Origin of the sequence: Kitasatospora sp. NPDC057936, from assembly GCF_042887525.1 — a bacterium.
Taxonomy (GTDB): domain Bacteria; phylum Actinomycetota; class Actinomycetes; order Streptomycetales; family Streptomycetaceae; genus Kitasatospora.
Genome location: NZ_JBHVPD010000013.1, coordinates 19,882 through 37,008, shown reverse-complemented (window position 1 = coordinate 37,008; position 17,127 = coordinate 19,882). Strand labels below are relative to the sequence as shown.

Annotated in this window: 17 protein-coding genes, 1 tRNA gene and 1 pseudogene; 13 read left to right on the top strand and 6 right to left on the bottom strand. The window is 70.6% G+C overall.

The genetic code is table 11. From position 1 onward, the window contains the following. Positions 1–86: 86 nt before the first annotated feature. The 5 genes from ACFVU9_RS09790 (at position 87) to ACFVU9_RS09770 (ending at position 3,742) form a co-directional block, all read left to right on the top strand. On the top strand, positions 87–1,541 hold the full coding sequence (locus ACFVU9_RS09790) for an amino acid permease (RefSeq protein ID WP_380435139.1): 1,455 nt from the start codon (positions 87–89) through the stop codon (positions 1,539–1,541). Positions 1,542–1,595: 54 nt separating this feature from the next. Further along, entirely contained in the window at positions 1,596–2,027 is a 432-nt protein-coding gene (locus ACFVU9_RS09785) for a Mov34/MPN/PAD-1 family protein (RefSeq protein ID WP_380435140.1), read from the top strand. A gap of 150 nt (positions 2,028–2,177) precedes the next feature. Then, positions 2,178–2,297: a putative leader peptide gene (locus ACFVU9_RS09780; protein ID WP_327677307.1), complete on the top strand. Its 120-nt coding sequence runs from the start codon at positions 2,178–2,180 to the stop codon at positions 2,295–2,297. Between the two features lie 114 nt (positions 2,298–2,411). Beyond that, complete coding sequence (locus tag ACFVU9_RS09775) at positions 2,412–2,690, top strand: MoaD/ThiS family protein (protein ID WP_218200404.1); 279 nt, start codon at positions 2,412–2,414, stop codon at positions 2,688–2,690. Positions 2,691–2,773: 83 nt separating this feature from the next. Next, entirely contained in the window at positions 2,774–3,742 is a 969-nt protein-coding gene (locus ACFVU9_RS09770; protein WP_359960476.1) for a cysteine synthase, read from the top strand. Positions 3,743–3,773: 31 nt separating this feature from the next. Here the strand turns inward: ACFVU9_RS09770 and ACFVU9_RS09765 are convergent, their stop codons facing one another. After that, positions 3,774–4,268: a type II toxin-antitoxin system PemK/MazF family toxin gene (locus ACFVU9_RS09765; RefSeq protein ID WP_387591745.1), complete on the bottom strand. Its 495-nt coding sequence runs from the start codon at positions 4,266–4,268 to the stop codon at positions 3,774–3,776. A gap of 190 nt (positions 4,269–4,458) precedes the next feature. On the opposite strand from ACFVU9_RS09765, the gene ACFVU9_RS09760 reads away from it, so the two are divergent. From ACFVU9_RS09760 to ACFVU9_RS09750, 3 genes are all read left to right on the top strand, one after another. Beyond that, the gene (locus tag ACFVU9_RS09760) at positions 4,459–4,644 is read left to right on the top strand and encodes a helix-turn-helix transcriptional regulator (RefSeq protein ID WP_380435142.1); all 186 of its coding nucleotides are present in this window, start codon (positions 4,459–4,461) and stop codon (positions 4,642–4,644) included. A 220-nt stretch (positions 4,645–4,864) separates the two neighbouring features. Beyond that, positions 4,865–5,611 (top strand): MBL fold metallo-hydrolase, encoded by a 747-nt coding sequence (locus ACFVU9_RS09755; RefSeq protein ID WP_380435143.1) that lies wholly within the window; start codon positions 4,865–4,867, stop codon positions 5,609–5,611. A gap of 237 nt (positions 5,612–5,848) precedes the next feature. Beyond that, complete coding sequence (locus ACFVU9_RS09750; protein ID WP_380435144.1) at positions 5,849–6,787, top strand: LAETG motif-containing sortase-dependent surface protein; 939 nt, start codon at positions 5,849–5,851, stop codon at positions 6,785–6,787. A 92-nt stretch (positions 6,788–6,879) separates the two neighbouring features. On the opposite strand, the gene ACFVU9_RS09745 is transcribed toward ACFVU9_RS09750, so the two are convergent. Both ACFVU9_RS09745 and ACFVU9_RS09740 read right to left on the bottom strand, forming a co-directional pair. Beyond that, entirely contained in the window at positions 6,880–8,157 is a 1,278-nt protein-coding gene (locus ACFVU9_RS09745; RefSeq protein WP_380491270.1) for a PTS transporter subunit EIIC, read from the bottom strand. A 534-nt stretch (positions 8,158–8,691) separates the two neighbouring features. Continuing rightward, complete coding sequence (locus ACFVU9_RS09740) at positions 8,692–9,981, bottom strand: PTS transporter subunit EIIC (protein ID WP_387591738.1); 1,290 nt, start codon at positions 9,979–9,981, stop codon at positions 8,692–8,694. A 374-nt stretch (positions 9,982–10,355) separates the two neighbouring features. Between ACFVU9_RS09740 and ACFVU9_RS09735 the strand changes: the two are divergent. The 4 genes and pseudogenes from ACFVU9_RS09735 to rdgB form a co-directional block, all read left to right on the top strand. Beyond that, a pseudogene (locus ACFVU9_RS09735) lies at positions 10,356–10,616 on the top strand (glucose PTS transporter subunit EIIB); the annotation flags it as partial. A 115-nt stretch (positions 10,617–10,731) separates the two neighbouring features. Next, positions 10,732–11,457, top strand: coding sequence for a ribonuclease PH (gene rph / locus ACFVU9_RS09730; RefSeq protein ID WP_380435147.1), 726 nt, complete (start codon positions 10,732–10,734; stop codon positions 11,455–11,457). 142 nt (positions 11,458–11,599) lie between these two features. Continuing rightward, positions 11,600–11,992 (top strand): hypothetical protein, encoded by a 393-nt coding sequence (locus ACFVU9_RS09725; RefSeq protein WP_380435148.1) that lies wholly within the window; start codon positions 11,600–11,602, stop codon positions 11,990–11,992. A 41-nt stretch (positions 11,993–12,033) separates the two neighbouring features. Further along, positions 12,034–12,639, top strand: a complete 606-nt coding sequence (rdgB, locus tag ACFVU9_RS09720; protein WP_387591734.1) for an RdgB/HAM1 family non-canonical purine NTP pyrophosphatase — start codon at positions 12,034–12,036, stop codon at positions 12,637–12,639. Positions 12,640–12,705: 66 nt separating this feature from the next. Here the strand turns inward: rdgB and ACFVU9_RS09715 are convergent. Together ACFVU9_RS09715 and ACFVU9_RS09710 are read right to left on the bottom strand one after the other, a co-directional pair. Continuing rightward, positions 12,706–12,780, bottom strand: a tRNA-Leu gene (locus ACFVU9_RS09715). 64 nt (positions 12,781–12,844) lie between these two features. Then, positions 12,845–13,705: an HNH endonuclease gene (locus ACFVU9_RS09710; RefSeq protein WP_387591731.1), complete on the bottom strand. Its 861-nt coding sequence runs from the start codon at positions 13,703–13,705 to the stop codon at positions 12,845–12,847. Positions 13,706–13,977: 272 nt separating this feature from the next. Here ACFVU9_RS09710 and ACFVU9_RS09705 point away from each other — a divergent pair, with 272 nt between their 5' ends. Further along, a complete protein-coding gene (locus ACFVU9_RS09705) occupies positions 13,978–16,440 on the top strand; it encodes a chitinase C-terminal domain-containing protein (RefSeq protein WP_387591728.1) in 2,463 nt (820 codons plus the stop codon). A 79-nt stretch (positions 16,441–16,519) separates the two neighbouring features. Here the strand turns inward: ACFVU9_RS09705 and bcp are convergent, their stop codons facing one another. Continuing rightward, the gene (gene bcp, locus ACFVU9_RS09700; RefSeq protein ID WP_380435151.1) at positions 16,520–16,993 is read right to left on the bottom strand and encodes a thioredoxin-dependent thiol peroxidase; all 474 of its coding nucleotides are present in this window, start codon (positions 16,991–16,993) and stop codon (positions 16,520–16,522) included. Positions 16,994–17,127: the final 134 nt, after the last annotated feature.

Genomic DNA, 17,127 nt, shown 5'->3' with positions numbered 1-17,127 from the left:
CAAATAACGCTCAGATGAACACCGCTCTCCGAACCCTGCGTGGTACGACTTCTCCACCCCACGAGACCCACCCAGGACGGTGCGCCATGGCCGAGCAGCAGTACGACCAAGTGGTCGACGCCACACCGGACGAGGAGGGCTACGAGCGGGGACTCGGCAGCCGCCAGATCCAGATGATCGCGATCGGCGGCGCCATCGGCACCGGCCTGTTCCTCGGCGCCGGGACGGCGATCTCCAAGTCCGGCCCGAGCCTGATCCTCTCCTACGCCGTCGCCGGCGTGGTGATCTTCGCGATCATGCGGGCCCTCGGCGAACTGCTCACCTACCGCCCGGTGTCCGGCAGCTTCGCCGAGTACGCGCGCGAGTTCCTCGGCCCCTTCGCCGGCTACGTGACCGGCTGGACGTACTGGCTGTTCTGGGTCGTCACCGGCATGGCGGAGACCACCGCCGCCGCGGTGTACGTGAAGTTCTGGGCGCCCGGCTTCCCGCAGTGGGTCAGCGCCCTGTCCTTCCTCGTCATCCTCTACGCGGCCAACCTGATCTCGGTGAAGCTGTTCGGCGAGATCGAGTTCTGGTTCTCGATGGTCAAGGTCACCGCCATCATCGGCATGATCCTGATCGGCATCGGCGTGCTCACCCTCGGCTTCAGCAAGGCCGGTGACACCGCGTCGATCACCCACCTGTGGCAGGACGGCGGCTTCTTCCCCAAGGGCATCGGTGCCACCGTGATGACCCTGCAGATCGTCATGTTCGCCTACCTGGGCGTCGAACTCGTCGGCGTCACCGCGGGCGAGAGCGAGAACCCCGAGAAGACCCTGCCGCGCGCCATCAACACCCTGCCCTGGCGCATCGCGCTGTTCTACATCGGCGCCCTCGTGGTCATCCTCTCCCTCGTACCGTGGACCGAGTTCCAGCCCGGCGTCAGCCCGTTCGTCGCCGCCTTCGGCAAGATCGGCATCCCCGCCGCGGCCGGCATCATCAACTTCGTCGTGCTCACCGCCGCACTGTCCTCCTGCAACTCCGGCATGTACTCCACCGGCCGCATGCTGCGCGACCTCGCGCTGCGCGGACAGGCCCCCGGGCAGCTCACCAAACTCAACTCCCGCCGCACGCCGGCCTTCGCGATCACCCTGTCCTGCATCCTGATGGGCGCCGGCGTGGTGCTCAACTACCTCGTCCCGGCCCGGGCGTTCGAGTACATCACCTCCGTCGCCACGGTCTGCGGCCTGTGGACGTGGGCGATGATCCTGATCGCCCAGATCCGCTACCGCAAGGCCTGGCGGGCCGGCCACCTGCCGGCCCCCACCTTCAAGGCGCCCGGCGGCGCGTGGGTCAGCTGGGCCGCGCTCGCCTTCCTCGTCCTGGTCGTCATCCTGATCGGCTTCGACGAGGACAACCGGATCTCGCTGTACGTCTTCCCGGTCTGGGCCGTCGTGCTCGTGGTCGGCTACCAGGTGCTCAAGAGCCGCCGCCCCGAGGCCGTCCACGGCGTCGCGCACGACCACCTGCACGCCCCGGCCGGCGCCGACGAGACCCGCTGACCGCTCCCCGGACGCCCCGGCGGACAGCCGCCGGGGCGTGGCTATCCTGACCGCATGCTGACCATCACCCGAGAACTGCGCGACCGGATCGTCGCCCACGCCCGCGCCGACCACCCGGACGAGGCCTGCGGCGTGGTCGCCGGACCGGCCGGCAGCGGCCGTCCCGAGCGGTTCGTCCCGATGCTCAACGCCGCCCGCTCGCCCACCTTCTACGAGTTCGACTCGGGCGACCTGCTCAAGCTCTACCGCGAGATGGACGACCGCGACGAGGAACCCGTGATCGTCTACCACTCGCACACCGCGACCGAGGCCTACCCGTCGCGCACCGACGTGAGCTACGCCTCCGAGCCCTTCGCCCACTACGTCCTGGTCTCCACCGCCGAGGGCAACGGACCCGAGGACGCCTACCAGTTCCGCTCGTTCCGCATCGTGGACGGCGAGATCACGGAGGAAGACGTCCAGGTCGTCGAGGCCTACCCGGCCTGACCCGCACCCGCCCGGGCACGGCCCGCCGACCGTCACCGGACGGGCGGCGGGCCGCCGTCATCCCCGGCGAGTCTCACCAGAGGGAACGAAAACATCCGGATCCCGAGACGGACGTGTCGGAGCGGGGCCGGGAATCTATACGATGAGCCCATGCGTTCCGTCGATGTGAGCACCCAGGCCCCGGGCACCCGCCTCGTGGCGCGCCTGCACGTCGACCTGTGCCGGCTCGCCAGTGCGATCTGTCCCGGCACGCCCGCGCGCTCGCGCTGAGCCGCCCACGCCCCACCGGGCCCGCCGCCGCAGGCCGTGCCGCGCCCCGGAACCCGCCACCCCGCCGCGCCCGCTGCGGCCCACCCACCTCACGACTCGCACAGGAGCGCACCCATGGCCATCGAGGTCCGCATCCCGACCATCCTCCGCACCTACACCGACGGCGCCAAGGCCGTCGAGGGCACCGGCAGCAACCTCGGTGAGCTGTTCACCGACCTCGACGCCCGCCACCCGGGCATCGCCGCCCGCCTGCTGGAGGGCGGTGAGCTGCGCCGCTTCGTCAACGTCTACCTGAACGACGAGGACGTCCGCTTCCTGGAGGGCATCTCCACCGCCGTCGCCGACGGCGACAGCGTCACCATCCTGCCCGCCGTGGCCGGCGGCGCCCGCTGATCCCCGGCCCTGCCGGCCCGCCCGCGCGGGCGGGCCGGCAGGGCCACCTTCCCGACCCTCACCGCCGTGGCCGGAGGCCTCCCTTGCGTTACGACAGTCCGCTCGAAGCCGTCGGCAACACCCCGCTGGTCCGCCTGCCGCGGCTGTCCGCCGCCGTTCCCGGCAACGCGGAGGGCCTCGTGACCCTCTGGGCCAAGCTGGAGGACCGCAACCCCACCGGCTCCATCAAGGACCGCCCGGCGCTGCACATGATCGAGCGGGCCGAGGCCGACGGCCGGCTCACCCCCGGCTGCACCATCCTCGAACCCACCAGCGGCAACACCGGCATCTCGCTCGCCATGGCCGCCAAGCTCAAGGGCTACCGGATGGTCTGCGTCATGCCGGAGAACACCAGCGAGGAACGGCGCGAACTGCTCCGCATGTGGGGCGCCGAGATCATCTCCTCCCCGGCCGCGGGCGGCTCCAACACCGCCGTCCGGATGGCCAAGGAGATCGCCGCCGAGCACCCCGACTGGGTGATGCTCTACCAGTACGGCAACCCCGACAACGCGGGCGCCCACTACGCCGGCACCGGCCCCGAGATCCTCGCCGACCTGCCGACCGTCACCCACTTCGTGGCCGGCCTCGGCACCACCGGCACCCTCATGGGCGTCGGCCGCTACCTGCGCGAGAAGGTCCCCGGCGTGCGGATCGTCGCCGCCGAACCGCGCTACGACGACCTCGTGTACGGGCTGCGCAACCTCGACGAGGGCTTCGTCCCCGAGCTGTACGACGCCGAGGTGCTCACCACCCGCTTCTCGGTCGGCTCCGCCGACGCCGTCCGGCGCACCCGCGAACTCCTCCAGCAGGAGGGCATCTTCGCGGGCGTCTCCACCGGCGCCATCCTGCACGCCGCGATCGGCGTCGGCCGCAAGGCCGCGGCGGCGGGGGAGCGGGCCGACGTCGTCTTCGTCGTCGCGGACGGCGGCTGGAAGTACCTGTCCACCGGCATCTACACCGCCGAGTCCACCGAGGCGGCCGTCGAGGCGCTGCAGGGCCAGCTCTGGGCGTAGGGCGCCTCGCGCGGCTCCTGGCGCCGTGGCCCTAGCTGCCCTGCAGGGCCCGCTGGGCGCGGTTCCAGACCTGACGGTCCACCGTGCCGGCCCGGCGGCGGAAGGCCGACAGCGGCACCCGGCGCAGTTCGTCGGTCTCCAGCCAGCTGGTCCGGCCCTGGCTGTCGCCCACCGAACCGGGCGGCAGCGGCAGCACCCCCGGGCGTTCGGCGTGGTGCTTGCTGGTGATCTTCGCGACGGTCGCCGTCCGGCCGTCCACCCGCAGCACCAGGCACGGGCGGTCCTTCGAACCGGGGCCGTCCTCGAACGGCACCTCGGCCCACCAGATCTCCTGCGGCGCCGGCCCGGAGCGGCCCGAACCCGCCGGGCGGGGCCGGGGCCCGGCCGGTCCGGCGGGGCGCGGGGCCGGGCGCGTCGCGGGCCGGGAGGCCGGCCGTGGCCGCCGCACCAGCGCCGACGCGACGGCCGCGAGGACGGCGACGCCCACGACGGCCAGGACCACCCAGATGCCAGTAGTGCCGTTCATGCGGCGAACCGTACCGGCCCGTGGTGAACCCCACCACTGTGAGCGCTGTGACAGTTGAGTATTTGTCCGCGCGTTGCTCCCGGTTCGTCACGGATCGACCACCGCGCCCGATCTGTACCGGGCCGCCGGGCGAGGATTGGAGAGGCTGCGCTCACGAACGTCCGCCCCCGCCCCATCCGGAGGTGCCATCGTGAGTAAACAGCTGTGGTCGTACGCCGAGGTCGCGCACCACATCAACGTCCAGCCCGAGACCGTCCGCAACTACCGCCGCCACGGGCTGCTGCCCGAGCCGGACGTCATCGACGGCAGCGGCCACCCCCGCTGGTACCCCGAGACCATCCGCGCCTGGGCCCGCAAGCGCCCCGGCCACCGCTGATCCGACCGCCGCCGCGACCCGGTTCCGCAGCCGAACCGTAGCCCCCGCCCCGAGCCCCGGCGTTCTGGTGATTCCAGCCACAGCCCGGCACGGGGACGGGGGCAAAGTGCCGCTCCGCCCTTACCCTCGACAACGCGAACGCAGTGCTACCGGCCGGTTCTCCGGTCTGTCCTGCCATTTTCCAGCAGCAGCCAGGACGTGTCGGGGCGGAGGGGCTCGGATGAAACTGACCGTGGTGGGGTGCTCGGGGAGCTTCCCGTCCGCCGAGTCCGCGTGCTCCAGCTACCTCGTCGAGGCCGACGGCTTCAAGGTCGTGCTCGACCTCGGCAACGGTGCGCTGGGCGCCCTGCAGAAGTACACCAGCCTGTACGACGTCGACGCCGTCCTGCTGAGCCACCTGCACGCGGACCACTGCGTCGACCTGTGCGCCTACTGGGTCGCCCGCAACTACCGCGCCGAGGGCTGCCCCGACCCGATGCCCGTCTACGGCCCGGCCGGCACCGCGGAGCGGCTCGCCCGCGCCTACGACATGCCGGAGAACCCGGGGATGAAGGAGGTCTTCGACTTCCGCACCCTCACCCCGGGCGTCTTCGACCTCGGCCCGTTCCGGATCGGCGTCGCCCAGGTCGCCCACCCGGTGGACGCGTTCGCCTTCCGGCTCGAACACGGCGGCCGGTCCCTGGTCTACTCCGGCGACACCGGCGAGAGCGCCGACCTCGTCGAACTCGCCCGGGACGCCGACCTCTTCCTCTGCGAGGCCGCCTACGTCGACGGCCGCGACACCTACCTCGGCGTCCACCTCAACGGCCGCGAGGCCGGCGAGCACGCCACCGCCGCCCGCGCCCGCCGCCTCGTCCTCACCCACATCCCCCCGTGGACCGACGCCGAGCACAACCGCCGCGACGCCGCCGCCGCCTACCCAGGCCCCGTCGACCTCGCCCGCCCGGGCGCCGTCTACGAGATCTGAGCAGGTCGGCGGGCGTTTTCCGGCGGCCGGCGGCCGGCGTTCCCGGGCGCGCGGAAATCTCTGCGAATCCACCTGCAACCTTCCGGCCCCGAACACGTCCTTGTAAGTGAGCGGCTGGGGAGGCCGCTCTCGACCGGTCGGGCCCGTCGGGCCGGCCGTCCACACACCACGCACGCTTGATTTGTGCTGCCCGGAACCGGCCGTGCCGGTCGGGGAGCAGTCCATGGGGGGATTCCAGTGCTTCAGCTCAACCGCGCCCTGCGCCGCGTCCGTTCGACCGTCGTGCCCGCGCTCGTGCTCACCGCCGGGCTCGTCGCCGGCGGCGCGGCGACCGCCGGGCCGGCCTTCGCCGACGCTTCCGGCCCCCTCTCCTTGTCCGTCGACACCCCGGGCTCGATCGCCGTGGGCAAGCCGGTGGAGTTCACCGAGACCATCACCAACTCCGGGACCGTCGGGTGGGCCCTGGTCGTGGAGCTGCGGGCCGACGCCGGCCCCGACGTCTCCGCCGACGCGGTCGGCCTGACCTGGCGCGACGACATGGGCGGCAACCACGACAACTGGCAGGACCTCAAGCCGGAGATCAAGACCGTCGGGGGCAAGCGGGTCGTCGCGGCGGACGCGGGCAAGATCATCGTGCCGGCGGGCGAGAAGACCGAGGTGCACTTCCGGATCGGCGTCACCCGGGGCGGGGGCGACGGCGGCGCCGGCCCGGTCATCGCGCTCCGCTCCGAGCTCAAGGGCTGGCGGCTGCAGTTCCCGGTCGACCCGCCGGTGTCCGACACCCACCGGATCAAGGTGACCGGGGTGGCCGACGCACCGAAGCCCTCGACGTCGGCTCCCGCTCCGTCGTCGTCGCCGTCGCCGTCGAAGGCCAAGCCGAAGCCGACGCAGGAGCCGTCGGCCAAGACGTCCGCGCCGGCCACCGGGTCCACCACGTCCGCCCCGGCCACGACGTCCGCCCCGGCCGCCGGGACGACCTCGACGGAGACGCCCGCTCCGACCGCCTCGACCAGCGCCACCAGCGCGACCGGCGCGACCGCGTCGGCGCCGGCCGGGCAGCTGGCCTCCACCGGCTCGGACGGTGACCACACCGCCCTGATCGCGGGCGGCGCCGCGCTGCTGGTCGGTGCCGGCGCCGGCACCCTCCTCCTGGTCCGTCGCCGCAGGACGCACTGACCGGGCTCGAACCGGGTGCGGGAACGACTCCGCCCCGCCGCTCACGGGGGTGGCGGCGGGGCGGAGTCGTTGCTGCGGGACGGTTGCGGGCCTCAGGCCTTGGTGACGTCCTCGATCTCGTCGTCGTCCTCGCGACCGGGGGTCTTGAGGTCGAACTTGGCGATCGCGAAGCGGAACAGGAAGTAGTACAGCGCCGCGAAGGCGAGGCCGATCGGGATGATCAGCCACGGCTCGGTGGCCTTGTTCCAGGCGAGCACGTAGTCGATCAGGCCGCCGGAGAAGGTGAAGCCGTCGTGCACGCCGAGCGCCCAGGTGACGGCCATCGACACGGCGGTGAGGAGCGCGTGGATGACGTACAGGGCCGGGGCGATGAAGACGAAGGCGAACTCGATCGGCTCGGTGACACCGGTGACGAAGGAGGTCAGGGCCAGCGACATCATCATGCCGGTGATGGCCTTGCGGCGGTGCGGCTTGGCGGCGTGGGCGATGGCCAGCGCGGCGGCGGGCAGCGCGAACATCATGATCGGGTAGAAGCCCGACATGAACTGTCCGGCGGTCGGGTCGCCGGCGAAGAAGCGGGTCAGGTCGCCGTGGACGACGGTGCCGTCCGGCTTGGTGAAGTCACCCGTCTGGAACCAGGCGAAGGAGTTCACGAACTGGTGCATGCCGACCGGCAGCAGACCGCGGTTGACCAGGCCGAAGGCGCCCGCACCGAGCGCACCGGCGCCGATCAGGGTGTCGTTCATGCTCTTGATGGCGTCGCCGATCGGGCCCCAGGTCAGGGCGAAGAGCACGCCGACGGCGGTGCCGACGAAGGCCATCAGGATCGGCACCAGGCGGCGGCCGTTGAAGAAGCCGAGCCAGTCGACCAGCTTGGTGCGGTGGTACTTCTGCCACAGCACGGCGGCCAGCAGACCGATCACGATGCCGCCGAGGACGCCCGGGTTCTGGTAGGTCGGGGCGACCCACTTGCCGTCGGCGATGTGGCCCTCGGTGATCGGGAACGCGGTCAGCACGTTCTTGTACACCAGGAAGCCGACCAGCGCGGCGAGCGCGGTCGAGCCGTCCGCCTTCTTCGCGAAGCCGATCGCGATGCCCACCGCGAACAGCAGCGCCAGGTTGTCGAAGACGCCGCTGCCGGCGGTGTTGAACACCGCGGCGACCTTGTCCCAGCCGAGGCCGTCCTTGCCGAACACGTCGTCCTGGCCGAGGCGCAGCAGCAGGCCGGCCGCGGGGAGAACGGCGATGGGCAGCTGGAGGCTGCGGCCGATCTTCTGCAGACCCTGGAGGAGGTTCTGGCCGAACTTCTTGGCGGGGCTTGGCGTGGCCGGAGCCGTGGCGGGCGCCGGTGCCTGCGCAGACTGACTCATGGGGGTGGCTTCCTAACGGCATGGCGGGTCGGTCGGGGGGACGGTGCACAGGGGGGCCGAACCGCGAACTGGTCTACACCACGTGTGGTGTAGACCAGTTTTGTAGCACGGGTGGGGAAGTGGTGGAACCCCGGAAAGCGGTGCCGCCGGGAAGCGCTATGAAATCGAAACCTACTTTCGGAAGGTCGATCATGATTACCCGCCGGGAGCGGGATTTTGGCTAATTGCGCAACAAAAAGCTCCGGCCCGGTCGGGGCGGGCCCGGCGGCCGGTCCAGTGAGGGTCCGGTGCCGGATCCGTGCCGACCCGGAGCCGGAGAGTGAACGAACGGCCACGGGGGCTCCGCGCGGGTGTGCTGCGACGTCCGTCACGGCGGTCGGGAGCGCCGGCGGCCGGTCGGTCCCGCCGGGTCGTCGCCGAACGCGTATCGGAATTGTTTTGCCGTCCGGGTATTAGGTCCTTTCCCGATATGCCGAAGGCCTCCGGACCGACGGGTCCGGAGGCCATTGCGGGTGAGCCCGAGTCACGCCCTGTTCAGGCCTTGGTGACGTCCTCGACTTCGGTCTCGTCCTCCCGCCCCGGCGTTTTCAGGTCGAACCTGACGATGATGAAGCGGAAGAGCGCGTAGTACACCGCGGCGAAACAGAGACCGATGACGATGATCAGCCACGGTTTCCTGGCCAGCCCCCAGTTGATGACGTAGTCGATCAGGCCGGCCGAGAAACTGAAGCCGTCGTGCACCCCGAGCCCCCAGGTGACGGCCATCGAGGCGCCGGTCAGCAGCGCGTGCACGCCGTACAGGGCCGGGGCGATGTAGGCGAAGGAGTACTCGATCGGCTCGGTGACGCCGGTGACGAAGGAGGTCAGGCCCACCGAGAGCATCAGGCCGTAGATTTCCTTGCGGCGGTGCGGCTTGGCCGCGTGCGCGATCGCGAGCGCGGCGGCGGGCAGCGCGAACATCATGATCGGGAAGAACCCGGACTGGAATTGCCCGGCCGTCGGGTCGCCGGCCAGGAAGCGCGGAATGTCGCCGTGCACGATCGTGCCGTCCGGCTTGGTGAACTCGCCGAACTGGAACCAGACGAAGGTGTTCAGCAGCTGGTGCATGCCGATCAGCAGCAGCGCGCGGTTGAAGAGGCCGAAGATACCCGCGCCACCCGCGCCGAGGTCGGCCAGGTTCTGGCTGAAGTCGTTGAGCCCCCGGCCGATCGGCGGCCACACCCACAGCGCGATGACCGCGGTGAGCATGCCGACCAGCGCCGTGATCATCGGCACCAGCCGGCGGCCGTTGAAGAAGCCCAGCCAGTCGACCAGCTTGGTGCGGTGGAAGCGCACCCACAGCCAGGCCGACATCAGGCCGATCAGGATGCCGCCCAGCACCCCCGGGTTCTGGAACGTCGCGGCCGCCGCCTTCGCCGACCCGTAGTCCACGCACTGGTCGCTCACCAGCACCGTCGGCGGCTTGCAGTGCTCCGGGAAGGCGTGCAGCACCTTGTAGTAGACGAGGAAGCCCACCACGGCCGCGAGCGCCGTCGAGCCGTCCGCCTTCTTCGCCATGCCGATCGCGACGCCGATGCAGAACAGCAGCGGCAGGCCGAGCGCGGAGTCCAGCAGCGCGCCGCCGGCCGCGGCGAAGACCTTGGCGACGTCCGTCCAGCCGAGGCCGTCCGAGCCGAAGACGTCGGGCTGCCCGAGTCGGTTGAGGATGCCCGCCGCCGGGAGCACCGCCACCGGGAGCTGGAGGGAGCGGCCCATCTTCTGGAGGCCGCCGTAGAAGGTGTGCCACCACACGGTCTGCGGGGCCGTGGCGCCTGCCGAACTCATGCTTCGTCCTCCGGGAGCAGTTGCCGACCGCCGACCCCCTGCGGGAGCCTCGGGCGGAGCCCTGGAACACCCGGGGTCCTTCCCGCGTTCATCGGAGTACACATATATTGGTGTAGACCACTGAAGGACGCAGGCCGCACGCCGGGACGGGAACCCCGCTGATCGCCATCCTCGGGCGAAGATCCGCGACGGTGCGCGCCGGACTGGGCCAAAAGTGGACTAACGTGGCGGACCGGACCGACCCGGGTGATGCTGGTCGCGCTGCCCAGCAGCACGACCACCGCTGAACCCGCGTCAGCCCCCGGCAGCGACCTCACCGGCCCCGGCCGGGTGGTACCAGCACAGCGCAGGACGGCGCCCGGCAGAGCAGCCGGCGGGCCGAGACAAAGGGAGAGAATCAGATGGCCAGCAAGGCTGAGAAGATCGTCGCCGGTCTGGGCGGCATCGACAACATCGAAGAGGTCGAGGGCTGCATCACCCGCCTGCGCACCGAGGTCAAGGACGCCTCCCTGGTCGACGAGGCCGCCCTGAAGGCCGCCGGCGCCCACGGCGTCGTCAAGATGGGCACCGCGATCCAGGTCGTCATCGGCACCGACGCCGACCCGATCGCCGCGGACATCGAGGACATGATGTGAGCTGAGCCACCCAAGGCTCACCACCGCCCGGCCCGCCCCTCCCCAGGATTCCCGGGAGCACGGCGGGCCGACGCGCATCCGGAACACCCCGCCCGAGCGACTACTCTCGGTGCTTATGTCACGCATCGACGGCCGCACCCCCGACCAGCTCCGCCCCATCACCATCGAACGGGGCTGGAGCAAGCACGCCGAAGGCTCCGTCCTCATCTCCTACGGCGACACCAAGGTGCTGTGCACCGCCAGCGTCACCGAAGGCGTCCCGCGCTGGCGCAAGGGCAGCGGCGAAGGCTGGGTCACCGCCGAATACTCCATGCTCCCGCGCGCCACCAACACCCGCGGCGACCGCGAAGCCGTCAAGGGCCGCATCGGCGGCCGCACCCACGAGATCAGCCGCCTCATCGGCCGCTCCCTGCGCGCCGTCGTCGACCACCGCGCCCTCGCCGAGAACACCATCGTCCTCGACTGCGACGTCCTCCAGGCCGACGGCGGCACCCGCACCGCCGCCATCACCGGCGCCTACGTCGCCCTCGCCGACGCCGTCGCCTGGGCCCGCGACCGCAAGCTCCTGCGCGCCAAGGGCCAGCCCATCACCGGCGGCGTCAGCGCCGTCAGCGTCGGCATCATCGACGGCCTCCCCATGCTCGACCTCCAGTACGAGGAGGACGTCCGCGCCGAGACCGACATGAACATCGTCTGCACCTCCGACGGCCGCTTCGTCGAGGTCCAGGGCACCGCCGAAGGCGCCCCCTTCGACCGCGCCCTCCTCGACCGCCTCCTCGACCTCGGCACCCTCGGCTGCGCCGAGCTCGACGAGATCCAGCGCAAGGCCCTCGAAGGCTGAGCCCCGTTCGGGTACGTCAGCCTGTACACGCCGGGCCCGCAGCCCGTACGGTTCCCGCAGCACCCCGTTGCGGGAACCGTGCCCCGGCCGGCACACGTCCTCCCGTACGGAACCCGCGCCCCCGCGCCCCCAGGAGGACCGGATGCCGTCCAGCATCGCCCGTCCCGCCGCCCTCGCCGTGGCAGGACTGATCATCATCCTCCCCCTCAGCGCGGTCAGTTGCTCCGCCGCCCAGAAGGCCCTCGACTGCGGCACCACCGCCGCCCGCGTCACCACCGACATCGCCGACGTGACCAGCGCCTACGGCAGCACCAGCAACGACTCCGGCACCGCCCAGGGCAAGGCCCTGCAGAAGCTGCGCACCGACCTCGACCAACTCGGCAGGAACTCCAAGAACACCGACGTCGTCAAGGCCGTCAACGACCTGCGCACCCAGGCCGACAAGGTCCAGCAGGCCGCCGACCGCAAGGAGGCGCCCGACCTCAAGCCCCTCGCCGACGCGGCCGGCAACCTCGGCTCCGTCTGCACCGGCTGACGACCCGCCGGTGCCGGACGGCGCCCGATAGGGTGGGCGATATGTCCACCCGATTGATCCTCGCCACCCGTAACCAGCACAAGGTCGCCGAACTCCGCGCCATCCTCGGCGAGGCCGGCCTGGACGTCGAACTCGTCGGCGCCGACGCCTACCCCGAGATCCCGGACGTCCCCGAGACCGGCGTCACCTTCGCCGAGAACGCCCTCCTCAAGGCCCACGCCCTCGCCCGCGCCACCGGCCTGCCCGCCGTCGCCGACGACTCCGGCCTGTGCGTCGACGTCCTCAACGGCGCCCCCGGCATCTTCTCCGCCCGCTGGGCCGGCAAGCACGGCGACGACCGCGCCAACCTCGACCTGCTCCTCGCCCAGCTCTCCGACATCGCCGAACCCCACCGCGGCGCCCACTTCTTCTGCGCCGCCGCCCTCGCCCTCCCCGACGGCACCGAACGCGTCGTCGAGGGCCGCCTCCTCGGCACCCTGCGCACCGCCCCGGCCGGCGACGGCGGCTTCGGCTACGACCCGATCCTCCAGCCCCTCGGCGAAACCCGCACCTGCGCGGAGCTCACCGCGGCCGAGAAGAACGCCATCAGCCACCGCGGCCACGCCTTCCGGGCCCTGGCCCCGGTGGTGAAGGACCTGCTCGCCTGACGGCCCGCAGAAACGGCGATGGCCCGTTTCCCTTCGAATCGAAGGGAAACGGGCCATTTTGCTCGGTACGCCCGGTGGGACTCGAACCCACGACAACATGCTCCTAAGGCATGCCCCTCTAGCCAGCTGGGGTACGGGCGCACATCGGCACAAGCCTACCGGCTGGCGGTCCCCGCTGTGGTCACTTTCGGTGGACCCGGAGGGTTCAGGCGGCGGCGTCCGATCGAGTGCCGCTGCGATTCATGTTCCGGCCGCAGTAAGTCGGCGTGATGGAGTGGCAGTTGGGGCAAAGCAGGCGGAGGTTCTCCCGCCTGTTGTCGAGCCAGTCGCCGTTGATGTGGTCCACCTCCAGGGTCATCGGCTTACCCAGCCAGGTCGGGGGAGTGCCGCACAGTTCGCAGACGTCGGGGTGCCCGATGTGCACGAGCATGGTGCGGAGCCGCTCGCCCGGCACACGCTGGCTTCCCGGCGGGCGCAGCACCAGCAACTCGTCGGCCGTGCGCCGGGGTCCGGTCTTCTGCCCTTTGTTGTGCGCCTGTCCGGTGAAGTGGCTGGTGTCGAGCCGGTGGTGGTCGATGGCCTCCCGTACCAAGGTCCGCGAGTTGCCGCAGTCGATCATCCCAAGGGCGAGGATCACGGCGCGGTAGCTCCGGTGGGCGGCCACGGCCTGCGCCAGCGCGTCCTTGGGGATGGCTTCCGCCCTGTTGCGGACGTCGCCCCGGAGGGTGAAGTGGCTGGTGTCGATGCCGAATTCGGCGAGGCGCTTCTTCATGTACGAGTAGAGGCTGTCGTACGGCGTGACGCCGAGGTACGCCATCATTCCGTTGATGCTGTCGCTGTTCGCGGCAGCCTCGGCCAGGACCTCCCGCGGGTAGCGGCGGCGGCCGTAGTCGGGCCGGCCCTCGTTGAAGTGCGAGGTGTCGATGCCGTAGTGCCGGAGCCGCCTGCTCAGGTAGCTGTGCGTGCCGCCCGCCATCGGCACGCCGAGCTTGCGCATCATCTCGTTCACGCTGCTCGACTCGGCGGCGAGTGAGGCGAGCAGTTCGCGGGTGTACTTGACCGGCATGTTCGTTCCCCATTCGGGCTGGTGTGCGCCCGTCCCCCGGTATGCGAACGACCGAGTGGGGAGTTGGTTACGGTCTTTCGGGATGTTTGGGAGTTGTTTGCCAATTGGTACAGACCTATTGACCTGTCTGGTTCAGACCACATAGCTTCGGCGCCAATTGGAATCCCCCACGTGCGTGCTCCCCCACAGGCACGCGCCGACACTCTCTCCTGGAGGACCGAGTGTTGATCCGAAGCATGGCGGAGCGGCGTCCCACCGCAGGCGTCCGTCGTATGAGTGCCCGGGCCGGGTTCGCCTCGGTGGCCGCGGCCGGGCTGGCCGGGCTGTTGATGGCGACGCTGGGTGCGGCGCCCTCGCAGGCGTCGGCGGCCGTCGACAATTCGGCCTGTCGTCCCGACGGCATGTACCAGACGCCCGGGGTGGACGTCCCGTACTGCTCGGTGTACGACACCGGCGGCCGCGAGAAGATGGGCGCGGACCATCAGCGCCGCATCATCGGGTACTTCACGGGCTGGCGCACCGGCAAGAACGGCGACCAGCCGTACCTGGTGAGCGACGTCCCGTGGGACAAGGTGACCCACCTCAACTACGCGTTCGGGCACGTCGGCGGCGACAACAAGCTGTCCGTCGGCACGGACGGCCCGACCAACCCGGCCACCGGGATCGACTTCCCGGGCGTGCCGGCCGCGCAGCTGGACCCGACGCTGCCCTACAAGGGGCACTTCAACCTGCTGACGAAGTTCAAGAAGCAGTACCCGAACGTCAAGACCCTGATCTCGGTGGGCGGTTGGACCGAGACCGGCGGCTACTTCGACGACAGCGGTTCCCGGGTGAACACCGGCGGCTTCTACTCGCTGACCGTCAACCCGGACGGCAGCGTCAACCAGGCCGGCATCGACACCTTCGCCGCGTCGTCCGTGGACTTCATCCGCAAGTACGGCTTCAACGGCGTCGACATCGACTACGAGTACCCGACCTCGATGAAGGACGCCGGCAACCCGCTGGACTGGCAGCTCGCGAACGCCAAACGCGGTTCGCTGGCCAAGGGTTACGCGGCGCTGATGAAGACGCTGCGCGAGAACCTGGACCGGGCGGGCGCCGCCGACGGCAGGCACTACCTGCTCTCGGTCGCGGCCCCGTCGTCCGGCTACCTGCTGCGCGGCATGGAGACGTTCCAGGTGACCCAGTACCTGGACTACGTCAACATCATGTCGTACGACCTGCACGGCGCCTGGAACAAGTACGTCGGCCCGAACGCCTCGCTCTACGACGACGGCAAGGACGCCGAGCTGGCGGCCGCCAACGTCTACGGCACCTCGCAGTACGGCGGCATCGGCTACCTCAACGCGGACTGGGCGTACCACTACTTCCGCGGCGCGATGCCGGGCGGCCGGATCAACGTCGGCCTGCCGTACTACACCCGCGGCTTCAAGAACGTCTCCGGCGGCACGAACGGCCTCTGGGGCACCGCCTCCGCGGCGACCTGCCCGGTCGGCTCGGGCCTGACCTCGTGCGGTGACGGCGCGGTCGGCATCGACAACATCTGGAACGACAAGGACGACGCGGGCAAGGAGTCCCCGGCCGGGTCGAACCCGATGTGGCACGCGAAGAACCTGGAGAAGGGCATCCTGCCCGACTACCTCGCCAAGTACGGCGTGGCGGACACCGCGCTGCAGGGCACCTACAGCCGCAACTACAGCGACAGCCTGGTCGCGCCGTGGCTGTGGAACGACACCAAGAAGGTGTTCCTCTCCACCGAGGACGAGCAGTCGGTGGGCGCGAAGGCGGACTACATCGTCAACCAGGGCGCCGGCGGCGCGATGATCTGGGAGCTCGCGGGCGACTACAAGTGGGACCCGGCGGCCAACGGCGGCAAGGGCGAGTACGTGCCCGGGTCGACGCTGACCTCGCTGATGTACGACAAGTTCAAGGCGGCGTCGCCGTACGGCGCGGTCCGTTCGACGGTCGCGCTGCCGCAGCAGACCCTGCCGATCGACGTGTCGTTCACCAACTTCGCGCTGGGCGACTCGAACTACCCGATCAACCCGAAGATCCACATCGTCAACAACTCGACGGTGACCCTGCCGGGCGGCACGGAGTTCCAGTTCGACTACTCCAACTCGGCGCCGGGCAACGCCAAGGACCAGTCCGGCTTCGGCCTCCAGGTGATCCGCCAGGACAACCCGGGCCCGGGCAACGCCGGCGGTCTGAAGGGCACCTACAACCGGGTGTCGGTCAAGCTGCCCGGCTGGCAGTCGCTGGCCCCGGGCGCTTCGGTGGACATGGACTTCGTCTACTACCTGCCGGTGTCGACGCCGTCGAACTGGACGGTCAACGTGGGCGGGACGCTGTACGGGATCAAGGGTGACCTGACCCGGGGCGCGGTGGACGGGGGTGGCCAGACGCCGACGCCCACCCCGACGGTGACGCCGACCTCGACCCCGACGGCCACGCCCACCGCCACGGCCACGCCGACCTCGACTCCGACCGCTACGGCTTCCCCGACGGCGACCGCGACGCCCACCGCCACGCCGACGGCGACCGCGACGCCCACCGCCACCCCGACCGGGGGCGCCTGCACGGGCGCGCCGGGCTGGGACGCGGGCACCACGTACGCCTCGACCACCAAGGTGTCGTGGAAGGGCCACTACTACCAGAACAAGTGGTGGACCAAGGGCGACGACCCCGCGGCGAGCGGCGCGTGGGGCGTCTGGAGCGACCTCGGCGCCTGCTGACGACAGCGGCCCGCCGGGGTGACGGACGGCGGTGGCGGTGCACCCGGTCGGGGGGTGTGCCGCCACCGCCTCTTCGTCCTTAGGCCTCGACCTTGAGGTCGCGCAGGAGCTTGGCGACGTGCCCGGTCGCCTTGACGTTGTAGAGGGCGTGCTCGACCTTGCCCTGCTCGTCCACGATCACGGTGGAGCGGATGACGCCGGTGACGGTCTTGCCGTACAGCTTCTTCTCGCCGAACGCGCCGTAGGCCGTCAGCACCTCCTTGTCCGGGTCGGACAGCAGGGTGACCTTGAGGTCCTCGGTCTCGCGGAACTTGCCGAGCTTCTCCGGCTTGTCCGGCGAGATGCCGATGACGTCGTAGCCGGCGCCCGCGAAGGCCTCCAGGTTGTCGGTGAAGTCGCAGGCCTGCTTGGTGCAGCCGGGGGTGAGGGCGGCCGGGTAGAAGTAGACGATCACCTTGCGGCCGAGGTGGTCGGCCAGCGAGACCTGCTTGCCGTCGGCGTCGGGCAGGGTGAAGGCGGGCGCGTTGTCGCCGGGCTGGAGACGCTCACTCACGGTCTGACTCTCCTGTTGCGTGGACGGGGTCGTACCACGGCAAACTTACCTCTGATGGTGGGTGGGGCCGCGCGGCGCTGCCCGGCAACTGACAGACTGGGTCAGTCGCACAGGACAGCATCAGTGAAGTGAAT